This window comes from Actinoplanes sp. NPDC051537, assembly GCF_055586105.1.
The window spans coordinates 262,867-281,081 of sequence record NZ_JBVJIU010000006.1 but is presented as its reverse complement, the minus strand read 5'-3'; the positions used below and the strand labels follow the sequence as shown (position 1 = coordinate 281,081).

24 protein-coding genes are annotated in these 18,215 nt (G+C 71.9%); 8 read left to right on the top strand and 16 right to left on the bottom strand.

Translation table 11 applies throughout. From position 1 onward, the window contains the following. The first annotated feature begins 69 nt into the window (after positions 1-69). Both ACZ6TB_RS16465 and ACZ6TB_RS16460 read left to right on the top strand, forming a co-directional pair. Positions 70-735, top strand: coding sequence for a potassium channel family protein (locus tag ACZ6TB_RS16465; RefSeq protein WP_465555093.1), 666 nt, complete (start codon positions 70-72; stop codon positions 733-735). Between the two features lies 1 nt (position 736). Continuing rightward, positions 737-1,417: a potassium channel family protein gene (locus tag ACZ6TB_RS16460; RefSeq protein ID WP_465555091.1), complete on the top strand. Its 681-nt coding sequence runs from the start codon at positions 737-739 to the stop codon at positions 1,415-1,417. A 21-nt stretch (positions 1,418-1,438) separates the two neighbouring features. On the opposite strand, the gene ACZ6TB_RS16455 is transcribed toward ACZ6TB_RS16460, so the two are convergent. The 4 genes from ACZ6TB_RS16455 to dut form a co-directional block, all read right to left on the bottom strand. Then, on the bottom strand, positions 1,439-2,206 hold the full coding sequence (locus ACZ6TB_RS16455; protein WP_465555089.1) for a DUF3159 domain-containing protein: 768 nt from the start codon (positions 2,204-2,206) through the stop codon (positions 1,439-1,441). Continuing rightward, entirely contained in the window at positions 2,203-2,580 is a 378-nt protein-coding gene (locus ACZ6TB_RS16450) for an OB-fold nucleic acid binding domain-containing protein (protein WP_465555087.1), read from the bottom strand. Before ACZ6TB_RS16450 ends, ACZ6TB_RS16455 begins: the two co-directional genes overlap by 4 nt. A gap of 85 nt (positions 2,581-2,665) precedes the next feature. Continuing rightward, a complete protein-coding gene (locus tag ACZ6TB_RS16445) occupies positions 2,666-3,340 on the bottom strand; it encodes a DUF3710 domain-containing protein (RefSeq protein ID WP_465555085.1) in 675 nt (224 codons plus the stop codon). Beyond that, positions 3,327-3,809, bottom strand: coding sequence for a dUTP diphosphatase (gene dut / locus ACZ6TB_RS16440; RefSeq protein ID WP_465555083.1), 483 nt, complete (start codon positions 3,807-3,809; stop codon positions 3,327-3,329). Before dut ends, ACZ6TB_RS16445 begins: the two co-directional genes overlap by 14 nt. A 98-nt stretch (positions 3,810-3,907) precedes the next feature. Here dut and ACZ6TB_RS16435 point away from each other — a divergent pair, with 98 nt between their 5' ends. Continuing rightward, on the top strand, positions 3,908-4,399 hold the full coding sequence (locus ACZ6TB_RS16435) for a DUF3093 domain-containing protein (protein ID WP_465555081.1): 492 nt from the start codon (positions 3,908-3,910) through the stop codon (positions 4,397-4,399). On the opposite strand, the gene ACZ6TB_RS16430 is transcribed toward ACZ6TB_RS16435, so the two are convergent. Both ACZ6TB_RS16430 and ACZ6TB_RS16425 read right to left on the bottom strand, forming a co-directional pair. Beyond that, positions 4,359-5,126 carry a hypothetical protein gene (locus ACZ6TB_RS16430; RefSeq protein WP_465555566.1) on the bottom strand — a complete coding sequence of 256 codons (768 nt, stop codon included), beginning with the start codon at positions 5,124-5,126 and terminating at the stop codon, positions 4,359-4,361. The genes ACZ6TB_RS16435 and ACZ6TB_RS16430 overlap by 41 nt on opposite strands. A 298-nt stretch (positions 5,127-5,424) precedes the next feature. Next, positions 5,425-5,721, bottom strand: coding sequence for a DUF4193 domain-containing protein (locus ACZ6TB_RS16425; RefSeq protein WP_433296636.1), 297 nt, complete (start codon positions 5,719-5,721; stop codon positions 5,425-5,427). Between the two features lie 342 nt (positions 5,722-6,063). Between ACZ6TB_RS16425 and ACZ6TB_RS16420 the strand changes: the two genes are divergently transcribed. Beyond that, positions 6,064-6,615, top strand: coding sequence for a LytR C-terminal domain-containing protein (locus tag ACZ6TB_RS16420; RefSeq protein WP_465555079.1), 552 nt, complete (start codon positions 6,064-6,066; stop codon positions 6,613-6,615). Here the strand turns inward: ACZ6TB_RS16420 and ACZ6TB_RS16415 are convergent. Further along, positions 6,612-7,421: an inositol monophosphatase family protein gene (locus tag ACZ6TB_RS16415; RefSeq protein ID WP_465555077.1), complete on the bottom strand. Its 810-nt coding sequence runs from the start codon at positions 7,419-7,421 to the stop codon at positions 6,612-6,614. The genes ACZ6TB_RS16420 and ACZ6TB_RS16415 overlap by 4 nt on opposite strands. 205 nt (positions 7,422-7,626) lie before the next feature. Here ACZ6TB_RS16415 and ACZ6TB_RS16410 point away from each other — a divergent pair, with 205 nt between their 5' ends. After that, a complete protein-coding gene (locus ACZ6TB_RS16410; protein ID WP_465555075.1) occupies positions 7,627-9,243 on the top strand; it encodes an RNA polymerase sigma factor in 1,617 nt (538 codons plus the stop codon). A 241-nt stretch (positions 9,244-9,484) separates the two neighbouring features. Then, complete coding sequence (locus ACZ6TB_RS16405) at positions 9,485-9,724, top strand: DUF7455 domain-containing protein (RefSeq protein WP_465555073.1); 240 nt, start codon at positions 9,485-9,487, stop codon at positions 9,722-9,724. A 71-nt stretch (positions 9,725-9,795) separates the two neighbouring features. Here ACZ6TB_RS16405 and ACZ6TB_RS16400 read toward each other — a convergent pair whose 3' ends face one another. The 6 genes from ACZ6TB_RS16400 to ACZ6TB_RS16375 form a co-directional block, all read right to left on the bottom strand. Further along, complete coding sequence (locus ACZ6TB_RS16400) at positions 9,796-10,038, bottom strand: helix-turn-helix transcriptional regulator (protein WP_465555071.1); 243 nt, start codon at positions 10,036-10,038, stop codon at positions 9,796-9,798. Then, on the bottom strand, positions 10,038-10,529 hold the full coding sequence (locus ACZ6TB_RS16395) for a hypothetical protein (RefSeq protein ID WP_465555069.1): 492 nt from the start codon (positions 10,527-10,529) through the stop codon (positions 10,038-10,040). The genes ACZ6TB_RS16400 and ACZ6TB_RS16395 overlap by 1 nt, the downstream gene beginning before the upstream one ends. Before the next feature lie 47 nt (positions 10,530-10,576). Continuing rightward, positions 10,577-11,689, bottom strand: coding sequence for a lanthionine synthetase LanC family protein (locus ACZ6TB_RS16390; RefSeq protein WP_465555067.1), 1,113 nt, complete (start codon positions 11,687-11,689; stop codon positions 10,577-10,579). Next, positions 11,689-13,413, bottom strand: coding sequence for a DEAD/DEAH box helicase (locus ACZ6TB_RS16385; protein WP_465555065.1), 1,725 nt, complete (start codon positions 13,411-13,413; stop codon positions 11,689-11,691). Before ACZ6TB_RS16385 ends, ACZ6TB_RS16390 begins: the two co-directional genes overlap by 1 nt. Positions 13,414-13,478: 65 nt before the next feature. Further along, positions 13,479-14,120: a trimeric intracellular cation channel family protein gene (locus tag ACZ6TB_RS16380; RefSeq protein ID WP_465555063.1), complete on the bottom strand. Its 642-nt coding sequence runs from the start codon at positions 14,118-14,120 to the stop codon at positions 13,479-13,481. Then, positions 14,087-14,305: a DUF3039 domain-containing protein gene (locus tag ACZ6TB_RS16375; protein ID WP_465555061.1), complete on the bottom strand. Its 219-nt coding sequence runs from the start codon at positions 14,303-14,305 to the stop codon at positions 14,087-14,089. Before ACZ6TB_RS16375 ends, ACZ6TB_RS16380 begins: the two co-directional genes overlap by 34 nt. Before the next feature lie 149 nt (positions 14,306-14,454). On the opposite strand from ACZ6TB_RS16375, the gene ACZ6TB_RS16370 reads away from it, so the two are divergent. Further along, positions 14,455-15,399 carry a pseudouridine-5'-phosphate glycosidase gene (locus ACZ6TB_RS16370; protein ID WP_465555059.1) on the top strand — a complete coding sequence of 315 codons (945 nt, stop codon included), beginning with the start codon at positions 14,455-14,457 and terminating at the stop codon, positions 15,397-15,399. A 113-nt stretch (positions 15,400-15,512) separates the two neighbouring features. Next, positions 15,513-16,415, top strand: a complete 903-nt coding sequence (locus ACZ6TB_RS16365) for a carbohydrate kinase family protein (RefSeq protein ID WP_465555565.1) — start codon at positions 15,513-15,515, stop codon at positions 16,413-16,415. Here the strand turns inward: ACZ6TB_RS16365 and ACZ6TB_RS16360 are convergent. From ACZ6TB_RS16360 to ACZ6TB_RS16350, 3 genes are read right to left on the bottom strand one after another with little or no spacing between them, the layout of a single operon-like run. Next, on the bottom strand, positions 16,412-16,828 hold the full coding sequence (locus ACZ6TB_RS16360) for a DUF3099 domain-containing protein (protein WP_465555057.1): 417 nt from the start codon (positions 16,826-16,828) through the stop codon (positions 16,412-16,414). The two genes, ACZ6TB_RS16365 and ACZ6TB_RS16360, sit on opposite strands and share 4 nt — an antisense overlap. A 43-nt stretch (positions 16,829-16,871) precedes the next feature. Continuing rightward, entirely contained in the window at positions 16,872-17,144 is a 273-nt protein-coding gene (locus ACZ6TB_RS16355) for a hypothetical protein (protein WP_465555055.1), read from the bottom strand. A 13-nt stretch (positions 17,145-17,157) separates the two neighbouring features. Beyond that, positions 17,158-18,201 (bottom strand): methyl-accepting chemotaxis protein, encoded by a 1,044-nt coding sequence (locus tag ACZ6TB_RS16350; protein WP_465555053.1) that lies wholly within the window; start codon positions 18,199-18,201, stop codon positions 17,158-17,160. Positions 18,202-18,215 lie beyond the last annotated feature (14 nt).

Genomic DNA, 18,215 nt, shown 5'->3' with positions numbered 1-18,215 from the left:
CCGGCCGCCGCCCCTCCGAGGCGCATGGCACGCTCACACTGTGAGCATTGATCCGGGAGGGCGCGACGCGTGCACGTGGTGATCATGGGGTGTGGCCGGCTCGGCTCCACGCTCGCCCAGAACCTCGAGACGCGCGGCCACTCGGTCGCGGTCATCGATCAGAACTCGGACGCCTTCCGCCGGCTCGGCGCCGACTTCGGCGGCATCACGGTGACCGGCATCGGCTTCGACCGGGACGTGCTCCGCGCGGCCGGCATCGAGCGGGCCGACGCGTTCGCGGCCGTCTCCAGCGGCGACAACTCCAACATCATCTCGGCCCGGCTCGCGCGTGAGACGTTCGGCGTCTCCCGGGTCGTGGCCCGCATCTACGACGCCCGCCGCGCCCAGGTCTACGAGCGGCTGGGCATCCCGACGGTGGCGACGATCCGCTGGGCCGCCGACCGCATGGTCCGCCACCTGGTGCCCGAGGGCACGGTCGAGGTCTTCCGCGACCCGACCAGCGTGGTCTCGATCGTCGAGGTGCCGTTGCATCGCGAGTGGGTGGGCCGCACGCTCAAGTCGCTGGAGGAGGTCACCGGCGCCCGGGTCGCCTACCTGATGCGTTTCGGGATGGGCACGCTCGGCACCCCGTCCACCGTCATCCAGGACGGCGACCAGGTGTTCATGCTGGTCACCGACGACACCGTGAGCGCCGTGCTGGACATCGCCTCGGGCGAGCACAGGGAGGGGCACTGACATGCGGATCGCCATCGCCGGGGCCGGCAACGTGGGCCGGTCGATCGCGCAGGAGCTGATCGGCAACGGCCACCGGGTCATGCTGATCGAGCGCCAGCCCCGCCAGCTGCGCCCCGAGCGGGTGCCCGAGGCGGAGTGGGTGCTCGCTGACGCCTGCGAGCTGTCCAGCCTCGAGGAGGCCGACGTGGCCGGTTGCGACGTGGTCGTGGCCGCGACCGGGGACGACAAGGCCAACCTGGTGGTCTCGCTGCTGGCGAAGACCGAGTTCGCGGTGCCGCGGGTGGTGGCCCGGGTCAATCGCGCCGAGAACGAGTGGCTGTTCAACGAGCAGTGGGGCGTGGACGTCTCGGTCAGCAAGCCGCGCCTGATGGCGGCGCTGGTCGAGGAGGCGGTCACGGTCGGTGATCTCGTACGCCTCATGACGTTCCGCCAGGGCGAGGCCAACCTGGTCGAGATCACACTTCCCCGCCATGCGCCGTACGAGGGGAAGCCCGTCCGCGGTGTTCCCCTGCCCCGGGACGCGGCCCTCGTGGCGATCCTGCGGGGCAAGCGTGTCGTGGTGCCGACCGGCGACGACACGCTCGAGGCCGGCGACGAGTTGATCTTCGTCTGCACCACCGAGGTGGAGGACCAGATCCGGGCCGTCGTGCTCGGCAGCGAGGGCCGCGACGCCGGCGCCTGAGGCTCGGGCTGAGCCGGAGAATCAGGCGGAGGCCGGCTCCGGCGTGCTCGTGACGCGGTGGATGGCCCAGGCGGTGAAGGCGAACGTCGCGGCGTAGATCGGCCAGCTGATCAGGATCCGGACGATGCCGAGCGCGTTCGCCTCGCCGAGGGCCCACAGGTAGTACTGGATGCCGGCGCGGAGGCTCAGCGAGACGACCCAAACCAAGGTCAACCATTGGAACGTACGGAACAGACGGGCGTTCCCGAACCAGTCCTGGTGACCCTTGTTCGCCATGATCCCCCAGGCGTACCCGATGATGGGCTTGCGCACCACGACCGAGAGCAGCAGCACCGCGGCCTGCCCGAACGTCAGCAGGATGCCGGGGAGATAGAAGTCTTTGGCCTCGCCCGTGCGCCAGGCCAGGAACGCGCCGATCGCGATGCCGAACAGGCCGTTGATCGCGTGCCGGACGGGCTCCTTGCGGATCAGGCGGTAGACGCCGATGCCGACCGCGGAGATCACCGAGCCGGCCAGGGCCCAGTAGAGCGCCGTCTTCTTGTCGAGCCCGATGACCGCGTCGCCGAGCACCACGTTGAACAGGACGAACGCCAGAACGGGCAGGCTCGACTCGATGAGGCCGCGCACGCCGCCCAGTTGCTCGGCGATCTGCTCGCTCATCGACGGGAGAGGCTCTTCCTCCTCGCCGGAGGGCACCTCGTGGAGCTCGAGCTCCTCGACGACCTCCTCGGCGAGCCGTTCCTCCACGGTTTCGTGCGCGGCGTGACGCGGCTCGCTGCCGGGTGTCACCGGGGCGCCTCCAGCTCGTAGTACGGGTTGTAGATCACCTTGCGGTCGTCCCGGACGGCGATGCGCCCGCGGGCGGTCAGCTGCCGTCCCGGCTCGATGCCGGCGATCGACCGGCGACCCAGGAAGACGAGCGTCACCACATCGCTGCCGTCGTAGAGGTCGGCCTCCAGCGTCGGCAGGTTGGTGCGAGGAGTGTACGCCACCGTGCGCAACCGGCCCGACACGGAGACGACCTGGCCCCGCATGCACTGGCCGGCCGGCATCGCGCCGCATTTCGCGCTCTCCCGCTGCAGCTGCTCGGCGTCCAGCTCGGAGTCGGACGCGGTCAGCCGATCGAAGAACTTTCGCAGGCCGGTGCGCTCGTCGGTCGTCATGACCCTCTCCTTGCCCCGACGGGGATGGACGGCATCGTTCGGGGCACATGCCGTCCATCTAAGGTACGCCGTCGGGGCGTGCGAATCACGGGTGGTTGCCGTTCGCGCCCTGCTGCTCCTGAGCGGCCGCGGCCTGCTCGGTCATCTCCTTGGGCAGGCGCAGCGGGAGCGCCTCGCGCACCGGCCGGGCCTCCTGGTCGCGGATCACCACGAGGCCGGACAGCACGTCGCCGAGCGCGCCCTCGTGACCCTGGGCGGCGGCCGCCGCGCCCTGGTAGAGCGCCCGCACCATCCAGCGCGGGCCGTCCACGCCGACGAACCGGACGTCGGCCGGCCCTTCGGGCGTGTTCACCCGGGCGGTGAGCTCGACGCCGTACGGCCCCTGGATCTCGCGGGGCGTCACGCCGTCGGACTTCATCGCCTGGGCGATCTCGGCGCGGACCTCGTTCCAGATGCCCTCCGAGCGGGGCGCCGCGAAGACGCCGAGCTGGAGCGCGCTGTCGCCGTCGACGAGCACGATCTGCTCGACCGCGCCGTCCGGGTTGGCCTGCACGCGCACCTCGACGCCCTCGATCGCGGGGATCAGGAGGCTGCCCAGGTCGAGCCGCTGCACGCCCTCGGGCGCCCACCTCTCGTCCCACGGGCCGTGCTCGGGCGCCGCCGGCTCGTCGTCGGCCGCGAGGCTCTGCGCCAGCGCCTCGGACGGCGGCGCGTCGGTCGCACGCACGTGCTTCGGGCCGCCGCGCTTACGGGAGAACATCAGTGCCACCTTCCGTCATCAAAGACTGGTGCCCGCCGGTCGACCCCGTGCCGCCGGCACCGCGCGCGGTGTCGTCGAGGGTGTCGACCACGTGGAACACGGCTCGCTCGACCCGCTGGACCACCAGCTGGGCGATGCGGTCGCCACGAGAGATCTTGACCGTCTTCTCCCGGTCATGATTGACCAGGATGACCAGAATTTCGCCGCGGTAGCCGGCGTCGACCGTACCGGGCGCGTTGAGCACGGTCACACCCAGCCGGGCGGCCAGCCCGGAGCGCGGGTGCACGAGGCCGACGTAGCCCTCCGGGATCGCCACGGCGATGCCGGTGCGCACCGTCGCGCGGCCGCCCGGCACGAGCTCGGCGTCCTCGGCGGCGACCAGGTCGGCGCCGGCGTCGCCGGGGTGGGCATAGGCCAGAAGCGGCAGGTCGGGGTCGAGGCGGCGGATCGGGATCACGACGTCGGTCAAGACTGGCTTTCCTTCACGAGCTGAACCATGGGCTGAGGGCGCACTCACCCTGCCATCCTGCCGTGCCCGGCAGCGGAGGCGCGCCGTACCCTTCCAGGGTGACACCGCAGTCCCCCGCGCGCAGCACCGAGCCGGCCGTCTACGCCGAGCGGCTCGGTCTCTCCTGGCCCGCGTGGCCGGCCGCGCTCGCGGTCGACGTGATCATCGGGCTCGAGTTCCTGATCGGCTTCCCGGACATGCCGGCCTGGGTCCCGTTCGCCTTCCTGCTGCCGGCCACGGCCGCCCTGCTGCTCTGGTTCGGCCGCATCCGGGTGACCGTGACGGCCCACGAGCTCCTGGTCGACGACGCCCGGCTGCCGCTCTCGGCGATCTCCGACGTGGTGGCGCTCGACGCGGCCGGCAAACGCGAGGCGCTCGGCGTCGGCGCCCACCCGCTCGCCTTCATCATCCAGCGGCCGTGGATCGGCCCGGCGGTGCAGGTGCTGCTCGACGACCCGGCCGACCCGACACCCTTCTGGGTGATCTCGACCCGGCGGCCGGTGGAGCTGGCTACCGCTCTCCTGGCGGCAAAGCGGGACGGTTCCGCCTGAGGTCCTTCTTCACGTGCTCGCCCAGCATGCGGGTGGCCCGGCGGTTCAGGTAGCCGGCCACCGCGGCCCCGGTGAGCAGCGGTCCCATCGTGCTCAGGCTGCGGCCGAAGCGGCGCAGCAGGCTTCTCTGCAGGTCGCGGCGGGCGGCCGTGCCGAGCACGGTGGCCACGCCGACCCCGGGCAGCAGCGGGTTGATGCCGCGCTGTTGTGACCAGGCCTGGAGCATCGCGAGCGCGCGCTCGCCGGTGGCGCCCTGCACCGGCCGGCCGTAGACCTCGTGCAGCTCGCCCAGCAGCTTCAGCTCGATCGCCACGACGGCGACCGTCTCGGCCGCCAGCAGCACCGGCGCGGAGAGCAGGGAGGGGGTGGCGACCCATTCCACGGCGGCCACGCCGCCGCCGACCGCGCCGATCCCGGCGGTGGCCCGCGCGGAGTTGCGGATCAGGCGCTCGGCCAGGTCGTCCTCGTCCAGGCCGGGAAAGTGGCGGTGCAGGGTGGCCCGGTCGCGGATCGGCACGTGCGGCGCGATGTCGGTGACCACGTCGGCCATCCAGCGCAGCGCGGCCTTCGGCCGGAACAGCTGGCCCAGCCCCCGCCGGCGGATGTCGCCGACCAGGCGGCCGAGCAGCTCGCGGCGGCTCGCCGGTTCGAGGTCGTCCGAGGTGAGCGCCGCGACCGTCTTCCCGAGCGAGTCGTCGTCGGCCGGCGCGGCGGAACCGAGCGCCATGTCCGTGGCGGGCGCGCCGGAACCAGGCGCGGTGTCAGTGCTGAGCGCGCCGGAACCAAGCGCGCTGTCGGTGGCGGGCGTGCCCGAACCAGGCGCGTCGGGTTCGGGCGTGGCGGCGCCCGGCTCGACCGTCGTCTCGTCCTCGGTGTGCTCCGGGTGGCTCATGGAGGTCCTCCCGTCGTGCGTGGCATCTGGTCTCTCAAATGCCCTGCCGTCTCCCCTGTCCAAACTAGGGAACGCCCGCACGCCCGACCGCCTGCCCGCGGCCGGGTGGTGGCGCGCTGCGCGCGAGACGCCGTCAGGCGCACTCGCGGCAGATCAGCTCCCCGTTCCGCTCCACGGCCAGTTGGCTGCGGTGGTGAACCAGGAAGCATCGGGCACAGCGGAACTCGTCGGACTGCATGGGCAGAACCTTGACGGTCAGCTCCTCGTCGGCCAGGTCGGCGCCGGGAAGCTCGAAGCTCTCCGCCACCTCGACCTCGTCGACGTCCACTGAGCCCGACTGCGAATCGGCGCGACGGGCCTTGAGCTCCTCGAGGCTGTCCTCGCCGAGGTCGACCTCATCGCGACGCGGGGCGTCGTAGTCGGTGGCCATCGGATTTCACTCTCCTGTATCGATGAGTCACTTGGCGTTAGTAACGCCTGTGACGAGGTTTCGGTTCCCGGTTCCGCCGGACGATTTCTGACACTCTTGCGTACCTGAAGAAACTGCCCCGGCGAGCGCGGAACCTTACCGTCGTCGCGGCATCGTTGTACGCGTACAGGCGGCCCATTGTTCCCGATGTGACCGAGGCGACATCAAAGTAGGGGCACAACGGTCTGGATCATCGTCGGCGCGCCGGAAGGATTCCCTGTTTCCGCATGCCTGGCGCGTAGACGCTAACCTCTCGACAGGTCCCGCCCGCCACCCGGGCACACCCGATCTGGAGCCAGCCCCATGAGCTTTGCCCGCGTCCGAGCGCTCGTCGTCGTCGGCGTGCTTGCCGTGGCCGCGGTGGTCTTCGTCATCACCGCCCTCGTCAAGGACTCCCAGGGCGGCGCGACGAACGGCTCGGACTGCCCGGCGGGCGCTCCGCTGGCCGACGTGACCCTCCCCGACGACCCGGCCGAGGTCACCGTGAAGGTGTACAACGGCACGAACAAGACGGGGCTGGCCGAGAGCGTCACCAACGAGTTCAAGAACCGCCGCTTCACCGTCCAGAAGCCGGCCGAGAGCAAGACCAAGTACAAGGGCGTGGCCGAGATCCGGTTCGGACCCGACGCCGTCGGCCGGGCCCAGCTGCTGCGGGCGTACTTCCTGGCCCAGTCGAAGATGGAGTACAGCGCGAAGCGCAAGGGCGCCGTCATCGACATCGTGATCGGCAACGAGTTCCGCCAGCTGGCCACGACCACCGAGGTCAACCAGTCGCTGGTCGAGGTCGGCGAGCCGACGCTGCCGCCGGGCGCCTGCATCAAGCCGGTCAAGAAGAAGGACGACGAGGACTCCTAGGCCCCGCCGGCGGCGTCCAGCTCGACCAGGGCGTCGTGCAGGGCGCCGAAGAGCGCCGGCGGCGCGGCCACGACCATGTCGAGGCCGGGCGGGGCGCCCTCGAGGCCGCCGACGACCGCGCCGGCCTCCGTCGCGACCAGGCCGCCGGCCGCGTGGTCCCACGGATTGAGACCCTTCTCGTAGTACGCGTCGAGAACGCCCTCGCCGACCGAGCACAGGTCGATCGACGCCGCGCCGATGCGCCGGATGTCACGCACACGGGTGATCAGCTGGGCCACCACCGCTCCCTGGTGGGCCCGGCGCTTGGCGTCGTAGCCGAAGCCGGTGCCGACCAGGGACTGGGAGAGATCGGTGCGCTCCGAGCAGTGCAGCCGCCGGCCGGCCCGCCACGCGCCGCCGCCGCGGGTCGCGGTCCACTCGTCGCCGGTGGCCGCGTTGATCACCACGCCGGCGAGCACCTCGCCGTCCACCTCGGCCGCCAGCGACACCGCGTACGCCGGAATGCCGTAGAGGTAGTTCACGGTGCCGTCGATCGGGTCGAGAATCCAGCGCACCGCGCCCGGAGCGGGGGCCGACTCGCCGTACTCCTCGCCCAATACGCCGTCGGACGGCCGCAGGGCCCGCAGCGCCGCCACGACCTGGCGTTCCACCGCCCGGTCGGCGGCCGTGACCACGTCGGTCAGCGTGCTCTTGGTCTCGACATCGGTGATCGCCTCGGCCCGCATCCGCCGCGCCGTGGCCGCCGCCTCGCGCGCCACCGGCAACGCGATCGCGAGCAGCTCCTCGGACACTCGAAACTCGCTCACTTGTTCGCCCTTTCCGCCGGTACCATTCTCGCGCCGCGCCTCTCCGGCGAGGTCGGCGACCCCCTGCGGCGTGCTGCGGCGGGAGGATCTCGCTGGACGGCGCTACAATTCACGCCTACCCACCGCTTCGCGAACGTAAGAGAGCGTCCCGGGGGTCCCCACACCAACACCGGCCAGCCTCCTCGCCGTGCGCTGTGCTGGGCACATGGCCGTGCACAACCTCATCGCCTTCGGAAGGTCATTCGTGACAGAAGCCCACCAGAACGGTGCCGACGTTCGTTCCCTCACCGAGGCCCTGATCGCCCATGCGCAGGGCGCCGGCGGGCAGCTCACGTCGGCGGAGGTTGCTCGCACGCTCGAGTCAGCCGAGGTGAGTCCTCCCCAGGCCAAGAAGATTCTCCGCGGCCTCGTGGACGCGGGCGTCACCGTCGTCGTCGACGGCTCGGCGAGTACTCGCCGCAAGGTCGCCGCCGCGCGGGCCGCGACTCCCGCCTCGAAGGCCACGACCGCCAAGGCGGCCCCGGCCACGAAGAAGGCCGCGCCCCCGAAGCAGGCCGCCGCCGCGGCGCCCGCTGCCGGGAGCCCGGCCGACGCCCAGGCCGCCCCGGCCAAGAAGGCGGCCGCCGCCAAGAAGGCCGCTCCGGCCAAGGGTGCGGTGCCCGCCAAGAAGGCCGCGCCCGGCAAGGCCGCCGCGCCCGGCGAGGGCGGTCCCGAGGACGGCGAGGAGATCGATCCCGCCGAGTTGGCCGCCGAGATCGAGGACGTGGTGGTCGAGGAACCGCCCGCCCTGGTCGAGGCCGCCGCCACCGACGCGGCGAGCTCGGCCACCGACGGCGACTTCGAGTGGGACGACGAGGAGTCCGAGGCCCTCAAGCAGGCCCGTCGCGACGCCGAGCTGACCGCCTCGGCCGACTCCGTCCGGGCCTACCTCAAGCAGATCGGCAAGGTCCCCCTGCTGAACGCCGAGCAGGAGGTCGAGCTGGCCAAGCGCATCGAGGCCGGGCTCTACGCGGCCGAGCGGCTGCGCGCCTGCGACGAGGGCGAGGAGAAGCTCGAGCGGACGATGGAGCGCGACCTGCGCTGGATCGGCCGTGACGGCGAGCGCGCCAAGAACCACCTGCTCGAGGCGAACCTCCGACTCGTGGTGTCGCTGGCCAAGCGCTACACCGGCCGCGGCATGGCGTTCCTGGATCTGATCCAGGAGGGCAACCTGGGTCTGATCCGCGCGGTGGAGAAGTTCGACTACACCAAGGGCTACAAGTTCTCCACGTACGCGACCTGGTGGATCCGCCAGGCGATCACCCGCGCGATGGCCGACCAGGCCCGCACCATCCGCATCCCGGTGCACATGGTGGAGGTCATCAACAAGCTCGGCCGCATACAGCGTGAGCTGCTCCAGGACCTGGGCCGCGAGCCCACTCCGGAAGAGCTGGCCAAGGAGATGGACATCACCCCGGAGAAGGTGCTGGAGATCCAGCAGTACGCCCGGGAGCCGATCTCGCTCGACCAGACGATCGGCGACGAGGGTGACAGCCAGCTGGGTGATTTCATCGAGGACTCCGAGGCGGTCGTCGCGGTCGACGCGGTCTCGTTCTCGCTCCTGCAGGACCAGCTCCAGCAGGTGCTCCAGACGCTCTCCGAGCGCGAGGCCGGCGTGGTCCGGCTGCGCTTCGGCCTGACCGACGGCCAGCCGCGCACGCTGGACGAGATCGGCCAGGTCTACGGGGTCACCCGGGAGCGCATCCGGCAGATCGAGTCCAAGACGATGTCGAAGCTGCGTCACCCGTCCAGGTCACAGGTTCTCCGGGACTACCTGGACTAGATCGTTTGGTCAACCCAACGTGTCTGTTTGGTCACCACCCGTACATCAACGGGTGGTGATCAGACCGTTGTGCAGAAGTGATCGTTGACGTGGCACCCTTGGACCACGGCACACTAGGCCCAGCACGTGTGACTTCGGTCCCCCCGGGGCACAGTGGGAAGGCTGCAACGGTGCAGGGTGTTGCACGATGTGAGCAGTAGCCGAGGAACATGTTCATCGGTTCGAACAGAGGAGGAAGGCGATGACCCCGACTCTCACGCCGCCGGCGGGTAGTTTGGCCGGCACCGCAGCCGATGAACGGTGCGACCGCTGCAATGCAGCAGGAAAGCTCCGTTTGACTCTGGCTGGTGGCGGTGAGCTGGTGTTCTGCGGACACCACGCCAACCGGTACGCCGAGGACCTGGTGAAGATCGCGGTTCAGTACGCGGCCGACCCGGACTTCACCTGGCGTGGCGCGGACAAGATGTCTAACTCCAATTAGATCCCCGTTCCCCCGACTCAGACGTGGAAAAGGGACGCCCGGTGTGTGGCGTCCCTTTCACGTTCTCCAGGTCAGATCTCGGTCCCCCATAACCCCTCGACGGTGACCTCCAAGGCCCGCGCGATCTTGATGGCCAGGTACACCGAAGGGGCGTAATCCCCGGTCTCCATCGCGATGATGGTCTGCCGGCTCACCTGGACCGCCGCCGAGAGCCCCTGCTGGGTGAGGCCGGCCTCCTTGCGCGCGGCCCGGATGCGCGACCCGGCCGCCCCGTCGGGCTCCGCGGCGCGAACCGGGCCGGACGGTGGCGCCATCAGTCCTCGTCCCCGGCCAGTGCCTCCCGGCGACGACGACGCCGCCCCTCGACCGTCTTGGCGATGGCGCCGGCGACGCCGCCGAGGACGCCCCCGACGATCGCGCCCTTCCAGGCGTCGCCCCGCGGCTCGTACGAGTAGAGGGCGCCGATCAGGAACACCACGAACGGCGTGGTCCCGAGGACCGTCAGCAGGACCCGCTTGGCGTGCCAGGAGCGCGGCGTGGTGTCCACCCGGCGGCGCTGCACGTAGAGCGTGCACAGCATCATCGGGCCGACCAGGACGGCCAGGATCACGGCGAGCGGCACGACCGCGGGCCTGCCGAGCGGCCACACCATGATCGCCGCAGCCCAGGGCACGAGCACCCATTGCAGCGAGGCGGCGGTGGCGATGCCCTCGTACCACCGGAACCGCTCCCGCTCGTCGCCGTAGAGGTCGCCGTCGAGATCCAGATTCCACCGCACCACGCGATCGAGCACCGAAGTCGTCATGCGTTCATCATCGTGTTAAGTCCTCTTGACGTCAAGTCGACTTAACATCAGACCCAGGGCAGGACCGCCGGCGTCGAGGGCGCGTCGAGCCGGGCGAGCCAGCCGGCGATCCCGGCGGCGCCCTGCATGAAGCCGGGCGACGGCGGCAGCTCGGGCGGGGTCGCGGTGTGCTCGGTGTTCGACCAGGCGACGCCGACCGGCATGGTCACGGTGCGGGCCCGGACGTCCTCGGCCAGCGCCCGCGACCAGGCCAGCAGGGACGCGTCGCCGGTCGCCAGGTAACGATCCAGCAGCACCTGGCCGACCCCGGCGGTGCCGCAGCAGCGGGCCAGGTTGTCCCAGTACCCGGGGTAGAGCCGCGCGGGCAGCCGGCTGTCCCGCAGCGCGCCCAGGCACGCCTCGATCCCCTGCCGCCAGCGCGGGTGCGGCTCGATCTCGTCGAGCAGCATGAAGAGCCGCATGGTTCCGGCCGGTCCGTGGCACCAGCCGAAGTTCACGGCGGGGCGGCCGGCCTTGGGCGGGATCAGCAGCGGTAGCGCCCAGCCGTCGGGGGTGTTTCCCAGCCCCAGAAGGCCGTCCGCGGCGCGAACGGCCACCTCCCTCAGGTCGGTGCGGCCCAGGGCGATCGCGGCGGTCAGGAGGGCGTACGCGACCCCGGCCGTCCCGTGCGAGAAGCCGGGCATGAGGTTCGGGTAGTCCGGGCTCATCCACCAGTGCAGGCCGTCCGGCCGATCGTCGGCCAGCCCGGCCAGGCCGTCCGCGATCCGCGCCGCCGCGTCGTGCCGCCCCGCCTCCACCAGCGCGAGCAGGATGCCGGCGTCGCCCGAGATGATGTCGGTGCACCGGGCCGGGTCCAGCGGCCGGCTCAGCATGCGCCCGGCCAGGTGGCGCGCGTGCGCGTCGGCCGCCGCCAGCGCGATCCGGTCGCCGGCGACCCGGCCCCAGGCCCGCAGCCCGACCGCCACCCCGGCCGTGCCGGCGAAGAGCCCGTCCTCGGGCGGGGTCGCGTAGAGCAGCCGATCGCGGGCCTCCACCGCGAGCCCGGCGACGTCGAGGCCGGCCGCGGCCGCCTCGGCGCACCCCAGCAGCACGCCGGCGGCGCCCTCGTAGAGGTCGTCCCCGTCGAACGGGACCGTGGCGATCCAGGCGAAGGCGTCCATCACAGCGTCTGGATGGTGGCGATGCGCTCCTCGAGCTGCTCGATCGTGGCCTGGGCGCTGGGCGGGCCGCCGCAGAGCCGCCGCAGCTCGGCATGGATCTTGCCGTGGGGCAGGTTGGTGCGGTGGTGATGGGCCGCCACCAGCGTGTTCAGCTGGCGGCGCAGGCTGTTGCGCCGCTCCCCGGCGCTCATCGGCACCGGCACCGGCTCGCGCTGGGCCGGCACCGGCTCGGCCGCCTTCTGCCGCTTCTGCGCGGCCACCTGGTCGGCCTGCCGCTTGGTCAGCAGCATCGACACCTGGTCGGGGGTGAGCAGGCCGGGCAGGCCGAGGTACTCCGCCTCCTCGGCGCTGCCGCTCATCGCCCCGGTGCCGAACGACGTGCCGTCGTAGATGACCTGGTCGAGCTCGGCCGTGGCGGAGAGCGCCTCGAACTGCTTCTCCAGGTCGCCGGAGGCGTCCTCCTCGCGCTGGGCGCGCTCGAGCAGGTCGTCGTCGAGCCCGTCCTTCTGCTTGGGCGCGCCGAGGATGTGATCGCGCTGCGCCTCCATCTCGCTCGCGAGCCCGAGCAGGTGCGGCACGCTGGGCAGGAAGACGGTGGCGGTCTCGCCCTGGCGCCGGGCCCGCACGAAGCGGCCGATCGCCTGGGCGAAGTAGAGCGGGGTGGAGGCGCTGGTCGCGTAGACGCCGACGGCCAGGCGCGGGATGTCGACGCCCTCGGACACCATCCGCACCGCGACCAGCCAGCGCTGGTCGGAGAGGGCGAACGAGGCGATCCGGCCGGAGGCGCCCTCGTCGTCGGAGAGCACGACCACGGCCGGCTGGCCGGTCAGATCATGGATCAATTTCGCGTACGCGCGAGCGGTCTGCTGGTCGCTGGCGATGATCAGGCCGCCCGCGTCGGGCATGCCGTGCTCGCGCAGCTTGGTCAGCCGGGCGTCGGCGGCCCGCAGCACCTGCGGCATCCAACCGCCGCGGTGGTCGAGGGCGGTGCGCCAGGCCTGGGCGATCAGGTCCTTGGTCATCGGCTCGCCGAGCCGGGCCGCGAGCTCGTCGCCGGCATTCGTGCGCCACCGGGTCTCGCCCGAGTACGCCATGAACAGCACCGGCCGGACGACGCCGTCGCGCAGCGCGTCCGAGTAGCCGTACGACGAGTCGGACCGGGACCGCTGGAGGCCGTCCTCGCCGCGCTCGTAGATCACGAACGGGATCGGGTTGTCGTCCGAGCGGAAGGGCGTGCCGGTGAGCATCAGCCGGCGCACGGCCGGCTCGAACGCGGACTTGACGCCGTCGCCCCAGGTCCGCGAGTCGCCGGCGTGGTGGATCTCGTCGAGGATGACGAAGGTCTTCCGGGTCATCGTCCGCCGCCGGTGCACCGCGGGCGCCATGCCGACCTGCGCGTAGGTGAGCACCGCGCCGTGGAAGTCGCGCGACGAGTGCACGTCGGCGTTGCGGAACGCGTGGTCGAGCTGGATGCCGACCCGGGCCGCCGCGGTCGCCCACTGGCTCTTCAGGTGCTCGGTGGGGCAGACGACGGTGACCGCCTCGACCGTGCCGTCGGCCAGCAGCTCGGCCGCGATGCGCAGGGCGAACGTGGTCTTGCCGGCGCCCGGCGTCGCCACGGCCATGAAGTCGTCGCTGCGGCGGCGCAGGTATTCCACCAGGGCCTTGCGTTGCCAGGCCCGGAGCGGCGGGAAGGTTTCCAGATCCGGCAGTTGCGGGCTCACGCGAAGCAGATCCCTTTCACATCTGACGGACCAAAACACAAAGCGCCAGCATAACCAGAGAAGGCTCAGGGCACGGCGATCGGCGCGGACCAGCGCCGATAGAGCGCGAGCAGGCGCACACCGGTGATGAGCACGGCCGCGAGCACTGTCGGGATCGGACCGGCCAGCCCGAACCCGTACAGAACAGTGACGAGGATCGCGCCGCCGAGTGCCGCCACCGCGTAGATGTCCCGCTGGAGCACCACGGGGATCTCGGCGGTCAGCAGGTCGCGGGCGAGACCGCCGCCGATCGCGGTCAGCATGCCGATCAGGCACGCGCCGACCGGCGGCACGTTCGCGTCCAGCGCCTTGAGCGTGCCGGTCACCGTGAACAGGCCGAGGCCGGCCGCATCGAGCAGCAGCACCGTCCGGCGCAGCCGGGAGAGCTGGGGATGCAGCCGGAACACGGCCATCGACGCGAGCACGGCGGTCACCGGGTAGCGCCAGTCGGCGAACGCCAGCGGCGGCACCGCGCCGATCACGAGGTCGCGCAGGATCCCCCCACCCAGCGCGGCCACGAAGCCGACGAACGCGACACCGAACAGGTCGAGCCGCTTGGCGATCGCGGCCGAGGCGCCCGAGGCGGCGAAGACCGCGACGCCGATCAGATCACCGACGAGGAGGCCGTAGCCACTCAGTTGATCATCGCCTCGTAGATCTCCTTGCACTGCGGGCACACCGGCGAGCCCGGCTTCGGCGTCTTGGTCACCGGGAACTTCTCGCCGCAGAGCGCCACGACGAAGGTGCCCATGACCGCACTCTCCGCAATCTTCTCTTTGCGGACGTAGTGGAACATCTCCGGTCCGGTGTCGGCGTCCCGGGTTTCCGGCTTCTCCAGGATCTGGGTGCTCACGACAATTTGCCCTTCAGTCGCAACTCGAGTCATACCGCCGGCGCCCCCAAGCGCGGCGGAAAGTACGAAGCTCCAGCCCGCAAGTCTGACACCTCACGCCGGAGCGGTCCAACGTCATCCGGGGCGCGGGGCACCGTACGGTAGCTGTCGTGACTGATTTCGCGATTCGATACGGCGAGCACGTGACCCGTGCCCGCCGGGACGGCCGGCCGGTGGTCGCGCTGGAGAGCACGATCATCTCGCACGGTCTGCCGCACCCGGACAACCTGCGGGTGGCGCGCGAGATCGAGCAGACCGTCCGGGACAACGGCGCGGTGCCGGCCACGATCGGCATGATCGGCGGCGAGCTGGTCGTCGGCCTCGACGACGCGCAGGTCGAGCACCTGGCGCTGGCCGAGGGCGTGGCCAAGCTGAGCGTGCGCGACCTGGCGGTGGCCGCGGCCCGCCGGGCGGACGGCGCCACCACGGTCGCGGCGACCAGCGCGGTCGCGGCGGCGGCCGAGATCGGCGTCTTCGCGACCGGCGGCCTCGGCGGCGTGCACCGCGAGGCGAGCGTCACCTTCGACGAGTCGGCCGACCTGGTCACGCTGGCCCGCACGCCGATCGTGGTGGTCTGCGCCGGGGTCAAGTCGATCCTCGACGTCGGGGCCACCCTCGAGCGCCTCGAGACGCTCGGCGTCGCGGTGGCCGGCTACCGCACCAAGCGCTTCCCCGGCTTCTTCATCACCGACGGCGGCTTCGACATCGACTGGGAGCTCGACTCCCCCGAGCAGGTGGCCGACGTGATCCGGGCCCGGGCCGACCAGGCCGTCGGGGCCGGCGCGCTGATCCTGGCCAACCCGCTGCCCGCCGACGAGCAGCTCGACCCGGCGCTGCACGACCGCACCCTGGCCGAGGGGCTCGAGCTGCTGGCCCGCGACCACGTCACCGGCAAGGCGGTCACGCCGTTCCTGCTCTCGCACTTCCACGAGAGCACCGAGGGGCAGAGCCTCGCGGTGAACGTGCGGATCATCCTGCGCAACGCGGCGCTGGCCGCGCGGATCGCGGTGGCGAGCACGTCCGCGCCGGCCCCGCTGGGCTTCTCCGCGGCGTGAGCACCGGCGAGCCCGCGGCCGACGCCGGCCTGAGCGCGGCCGACGCCCGGGTGAGCGCGCCCGACGCCCGGGTGAGCGCGCCCGACGCCCGGGTGAGCGCGGCCGACGCCCGGGTGAGCGCGGCCGACGCCCGGGTGATCGTCGTCGGTGACCTGGTCACCGATGTGCTGGTGGCGCACGACGGGCCGATCGAGATCGGCTCGGACACGGCCGCCGCGATCACCGTGCGCGGCGGCGGCCAGGCCGCGAACACGGCGGCCTGGCTGGCCCGGGCCGGGCGCCGGGTGACGCTGGTGGCCGCCGTCGGCGACGATCCGGCCGGGCGGGAGCGGGTGGCCGAGCTGGTCGCGGCCGGCGTGCGCTGCGCGGTGCGCGCCCACGCGGGGGCGCCGACCGGCAGCGTGGTGGTGCTGGCCGGGCCCGAGGAGCGCACGATGGTCACCGACCGCGGCGCGTCGCTGCTGCTCGACCCGGCCGACGTGGTCGCCGCGATCGACCGGGCGGAGGCCTCCCACCTGCATCTTTCCGGTTATCCGCTGCTGCACGACGGCTCCCGGCCGGCCGGTCTCGCGGCTCTGGCGGCGGCCGCCGGGCGGGGGCTCACGACGAGCGTCGACGCGGCCTCGGCGGCGCCGTTGCGGTCGGTGGGTGCGGCGAGCTTCCTGGCCTGGGTACGCGGGGCCGACCTGCTCCTGTGCAACGCCGACGAGGCGGAGGTGCTGGCGGGACCGGGCGACGCGGCCGAGCAGGCGGCGCGGCTGACCGCGCACGTGGCGAACGCCGTGGTGAAACGGGGTGCGGCCGGGTCGGTCTGGGCCGACCGGGCGAACCGTCGGTGGCACGGGACGGCCTCGCGCGTACCGGTGAAGGATCCCACCGGGGCGGGTGACGCTTTCGCAGCAGGCCTGCTCGACGCATGGTGTTCCGGCCTCGGGCCGGCGGAAGCGCTCGCGGCCGGCGCCGCGCTCGGAGCGGAAGCCGTCGCCCGGATCGGCGCCCGGCCGAGCGGGAACTAACGCTCGCGATCTCGCTCGCGCTCGGGGAACACGACCTCGGAGTCGATGGTGAGGTACTCGATCTCTTCCTCGGACTGCTGGGCCAGCGACGCCTGCGGTTTCTCCCGGGCGGCGTCGGACGCGGCGCGCTCGGCCTTGCTGCGGGCCGGCCGGTCGTTCGCGATGAGCACGGCCATCCACGGCAGCAGGACCACGCCGATGGCACACAGGACCAGCCACAACCCCAGCAACGGCGGCCGCACGCTGACCAGGATGGCGCCGGCGATCAGGCAGAGGACGCGCAATCCCATCATGATCCCGTAACGGATCTGCCGGCTGTGGAACTGCTCGTCCTGGCTGCGGGCCGCGTCGGTGATCAGGACCGGCCGCTCCGGCTGCTTCTTCACGGTGGGGTACTCCGATCGACCCCCCATCCTTGCACCGCCGGAGGGCCGATGCCCACTCAGCCGCCGGACGTCACGACGGCACCGACCGGCACAGCGCCTCGTAGGTGATCACGCGGACCTTGGTCGACCGGCCGGCCACCCGCAACAGGTCGCCGACGCCCATCAGGTGCTCGGCCATCCGGCGCACGTCGGCGGTGCTCTCCAGCGGGCGGCTCAGGCCGAGCTCGCGCGCCGACAGCTCCCAGATGCCCTCGGCGATCCGCGGGCCGAGGAGGTCGGCCAGCGCGCGCAGCGCCTCGTCCTCGGTGGGACGCTCCGGCCCGTACCGATTGCCCGTCGTCATCCGGGTCCCCCGCTCAGAAGAGTTCGATCATCGGCGCGGCGTCCGCCTCGGCCTGCTCTCCGGTGCTGGTGGCATGCGTCGAGCGCTGCCGTCCCATCACGTGGCGGGCACGCAGGTCGTCCACCCGAATCATCCGCTCCTTCACGGCCTCGGGCGGGAGAGCTCCCTCGGCGTACGCGGTCACGTCCTCGTTCTGCCGGCGCACGTCGGCGAGGGCGGCGGAGACGTGCTCGAGCATCTGCCGGCTGATGTCCTGGAACTGCACGTGGCCGACGGCGGCGGTGGTCTCGCTGGAGAGGGCGGCCGAGCTGGACTCGACCTGCTGCGCGGCCCGGACCGTGTCCTGGAGGATGCCGGCCACCATCTCCGACATCTCGCGCTGCGCGTTGGCGATGCCGGAGAGCCGGCGGGTCATCGCGGTGTCGACCGTGGTGTCGGCCGATCCGTTGTCCCGGTCGAACTGGCTGTCGTCGGAGAGCACCCGGTCGAGCCGGGTGGTCAGGTCGGCGAGGTTGCTGCCGATGCCGGTGGCCGCCGTGCGGGACCGGTCGGCCAGCTTGCGTACCTCGTCGGCCACCACCGCGAAGCCCTCGCCCGCGTCGCCGGCCCGGACCGCCTCGATCATCGCGTTCAGGGCGAGGATGTTCGTGGCCCGGCTGACGTCCTCGATCTGCTTCACGTAGTCCTTGAGCCCGCGCATCTCCTCGACCAGCTGGTGGATCTGCTCGTCGCGGTACAGGAAGTACCGGATGAGGCGGTCCACCAGCTGGTCGTTCGCGCCGGTCACGCCCGTCAGCTCGGTCTCGGTGCGGCTCAGCGTCGAGGCCAGCTGGGCGACGTCGCCGGCCATCACGTCGGCCAGCGAGTCGACCTTCACGAGCTGCTGGACGATCGACTCGGCGGCCTCCCCGGTCTGCTCGATGACGTCGCTGATGTGGGCATCCATGACGTCGCAGAACTCGGGTACCGGACGCAGCGCATCGGCCACCACCTCCCCGCTGACCCGCGGCTCGCCGGTGACGGCCGGTGGGTCCGATCGGCGGAGCAGACCGGGCATGCATGCCTCCAGAC

Excerpts from the sequence above, each read along its gene's own strand:
- ACZ6TB_RS16460 (WP_465555091.1), top strand. The coding sequence starts at position 737 with ATGCGGATCGCCATCGCCGGGGCCGGCAACGTGGGCCGGTCGATCGCG.
- ACZ6TB_RS16450 (WP_465555087.1), bottom strand. The coding sequence starts at position 2,580 with ATGACGACCGACGAGCGCACCGGCCTGCGAAAGTTCTTCGATCGGCTG.
- ACZ6TB_RS16445 (WP_465555085.1), bottom strand. The coding sequence starts at position 3,340 with ATGTTCTCCCGTAAGCGCGGCGGCCCGAAGCACGTGCGTGCGACCGAC.
- ACZ6TB_RS16430 (WP_465555566.1), bottom strand. The coding sequence starts at position 5,126 with ATGGCGCTCGGTTCCGCCGCGCCGGCCGACGACGACTCGCTCGGGAAG.
- ACZ6TB_RS16425 (WP_433296636.1), bottom strand. The coding sequence starts at position 5,721 with ATGGCCACCGACTACGACGCCCCGCGTCGCGATGAGGTCGACCTCGGC.
- ACZ6TB_RS16420 (WP_465555079.1), top strand. The coding sequence starts at position 6,064 with ATGAGCTTTGCCCGCGTCCGAGCGCTCGTCGTCGTCGGCGTGCTTGCC.
- ACZ6TB_RS16410 (WP_465555075.1), top strand. The coding sequence starts at position 7,627 with ATGGCCGTGCACAACCTCATCGCCTTCGGAAGGTCATTCGTGACAGAA.
- ACZ6TB_RS16405 (WP_465555073.1), top strand. The coding sequence starts at position 9,485 with ATGACCCCGACTCTCACGCCGCCGGCGGGTAGTTTGGCCGGCACCGCA.
- ACZ6TB_RS16400 (WP_465555071.1), bottom strand. The coding sequence starts at position 10,038 with ATGGCGCCACCGTCCGGCCCGGTTCGCGCCGCGGAGCCCGACGGGGCG.
- ACZ6TB_RS16395 (WP_465555069.1), bottom strand. The coding sequence starts at position 10,529 with ATGACGACTTCGGTGCTCGATCGCGTGGTGCGGTGGAATCTGGATCTC.
- ACZ6TB_RS16390 (WP_465555067.1), bottom strand. The coding sequence starts at position 11,689 with ATGGACGCCTTCGCCTGGATCGCCACGGTCCCGTTCGACGGGGACGAC.
- ACZ6TB_RS16360 (WP_465555057.1), bottom strand. The coding sequence starts at position 16,828 with ATGGGGGGTCGATCGGAGTACCCCACCGTGAAGAAGCAGCCGGAGCGG.
- ACZ6TB_RS16355 (WP_465555055.1), bottom strand. The coding sequence starts at position 17,144 with ATGACGACGGGCAATCGGTACGGGCCGGAGCGTCCCACCGAGGACGAG.
- ACZ6TB_RS16350 (WP_465555053.1), bottom strand. The coding sequence starts at position 18,201 with ATGCCCGGTCTGCTCCGCCGATCGGACCCACCGGCCGTCACCGGCGAG.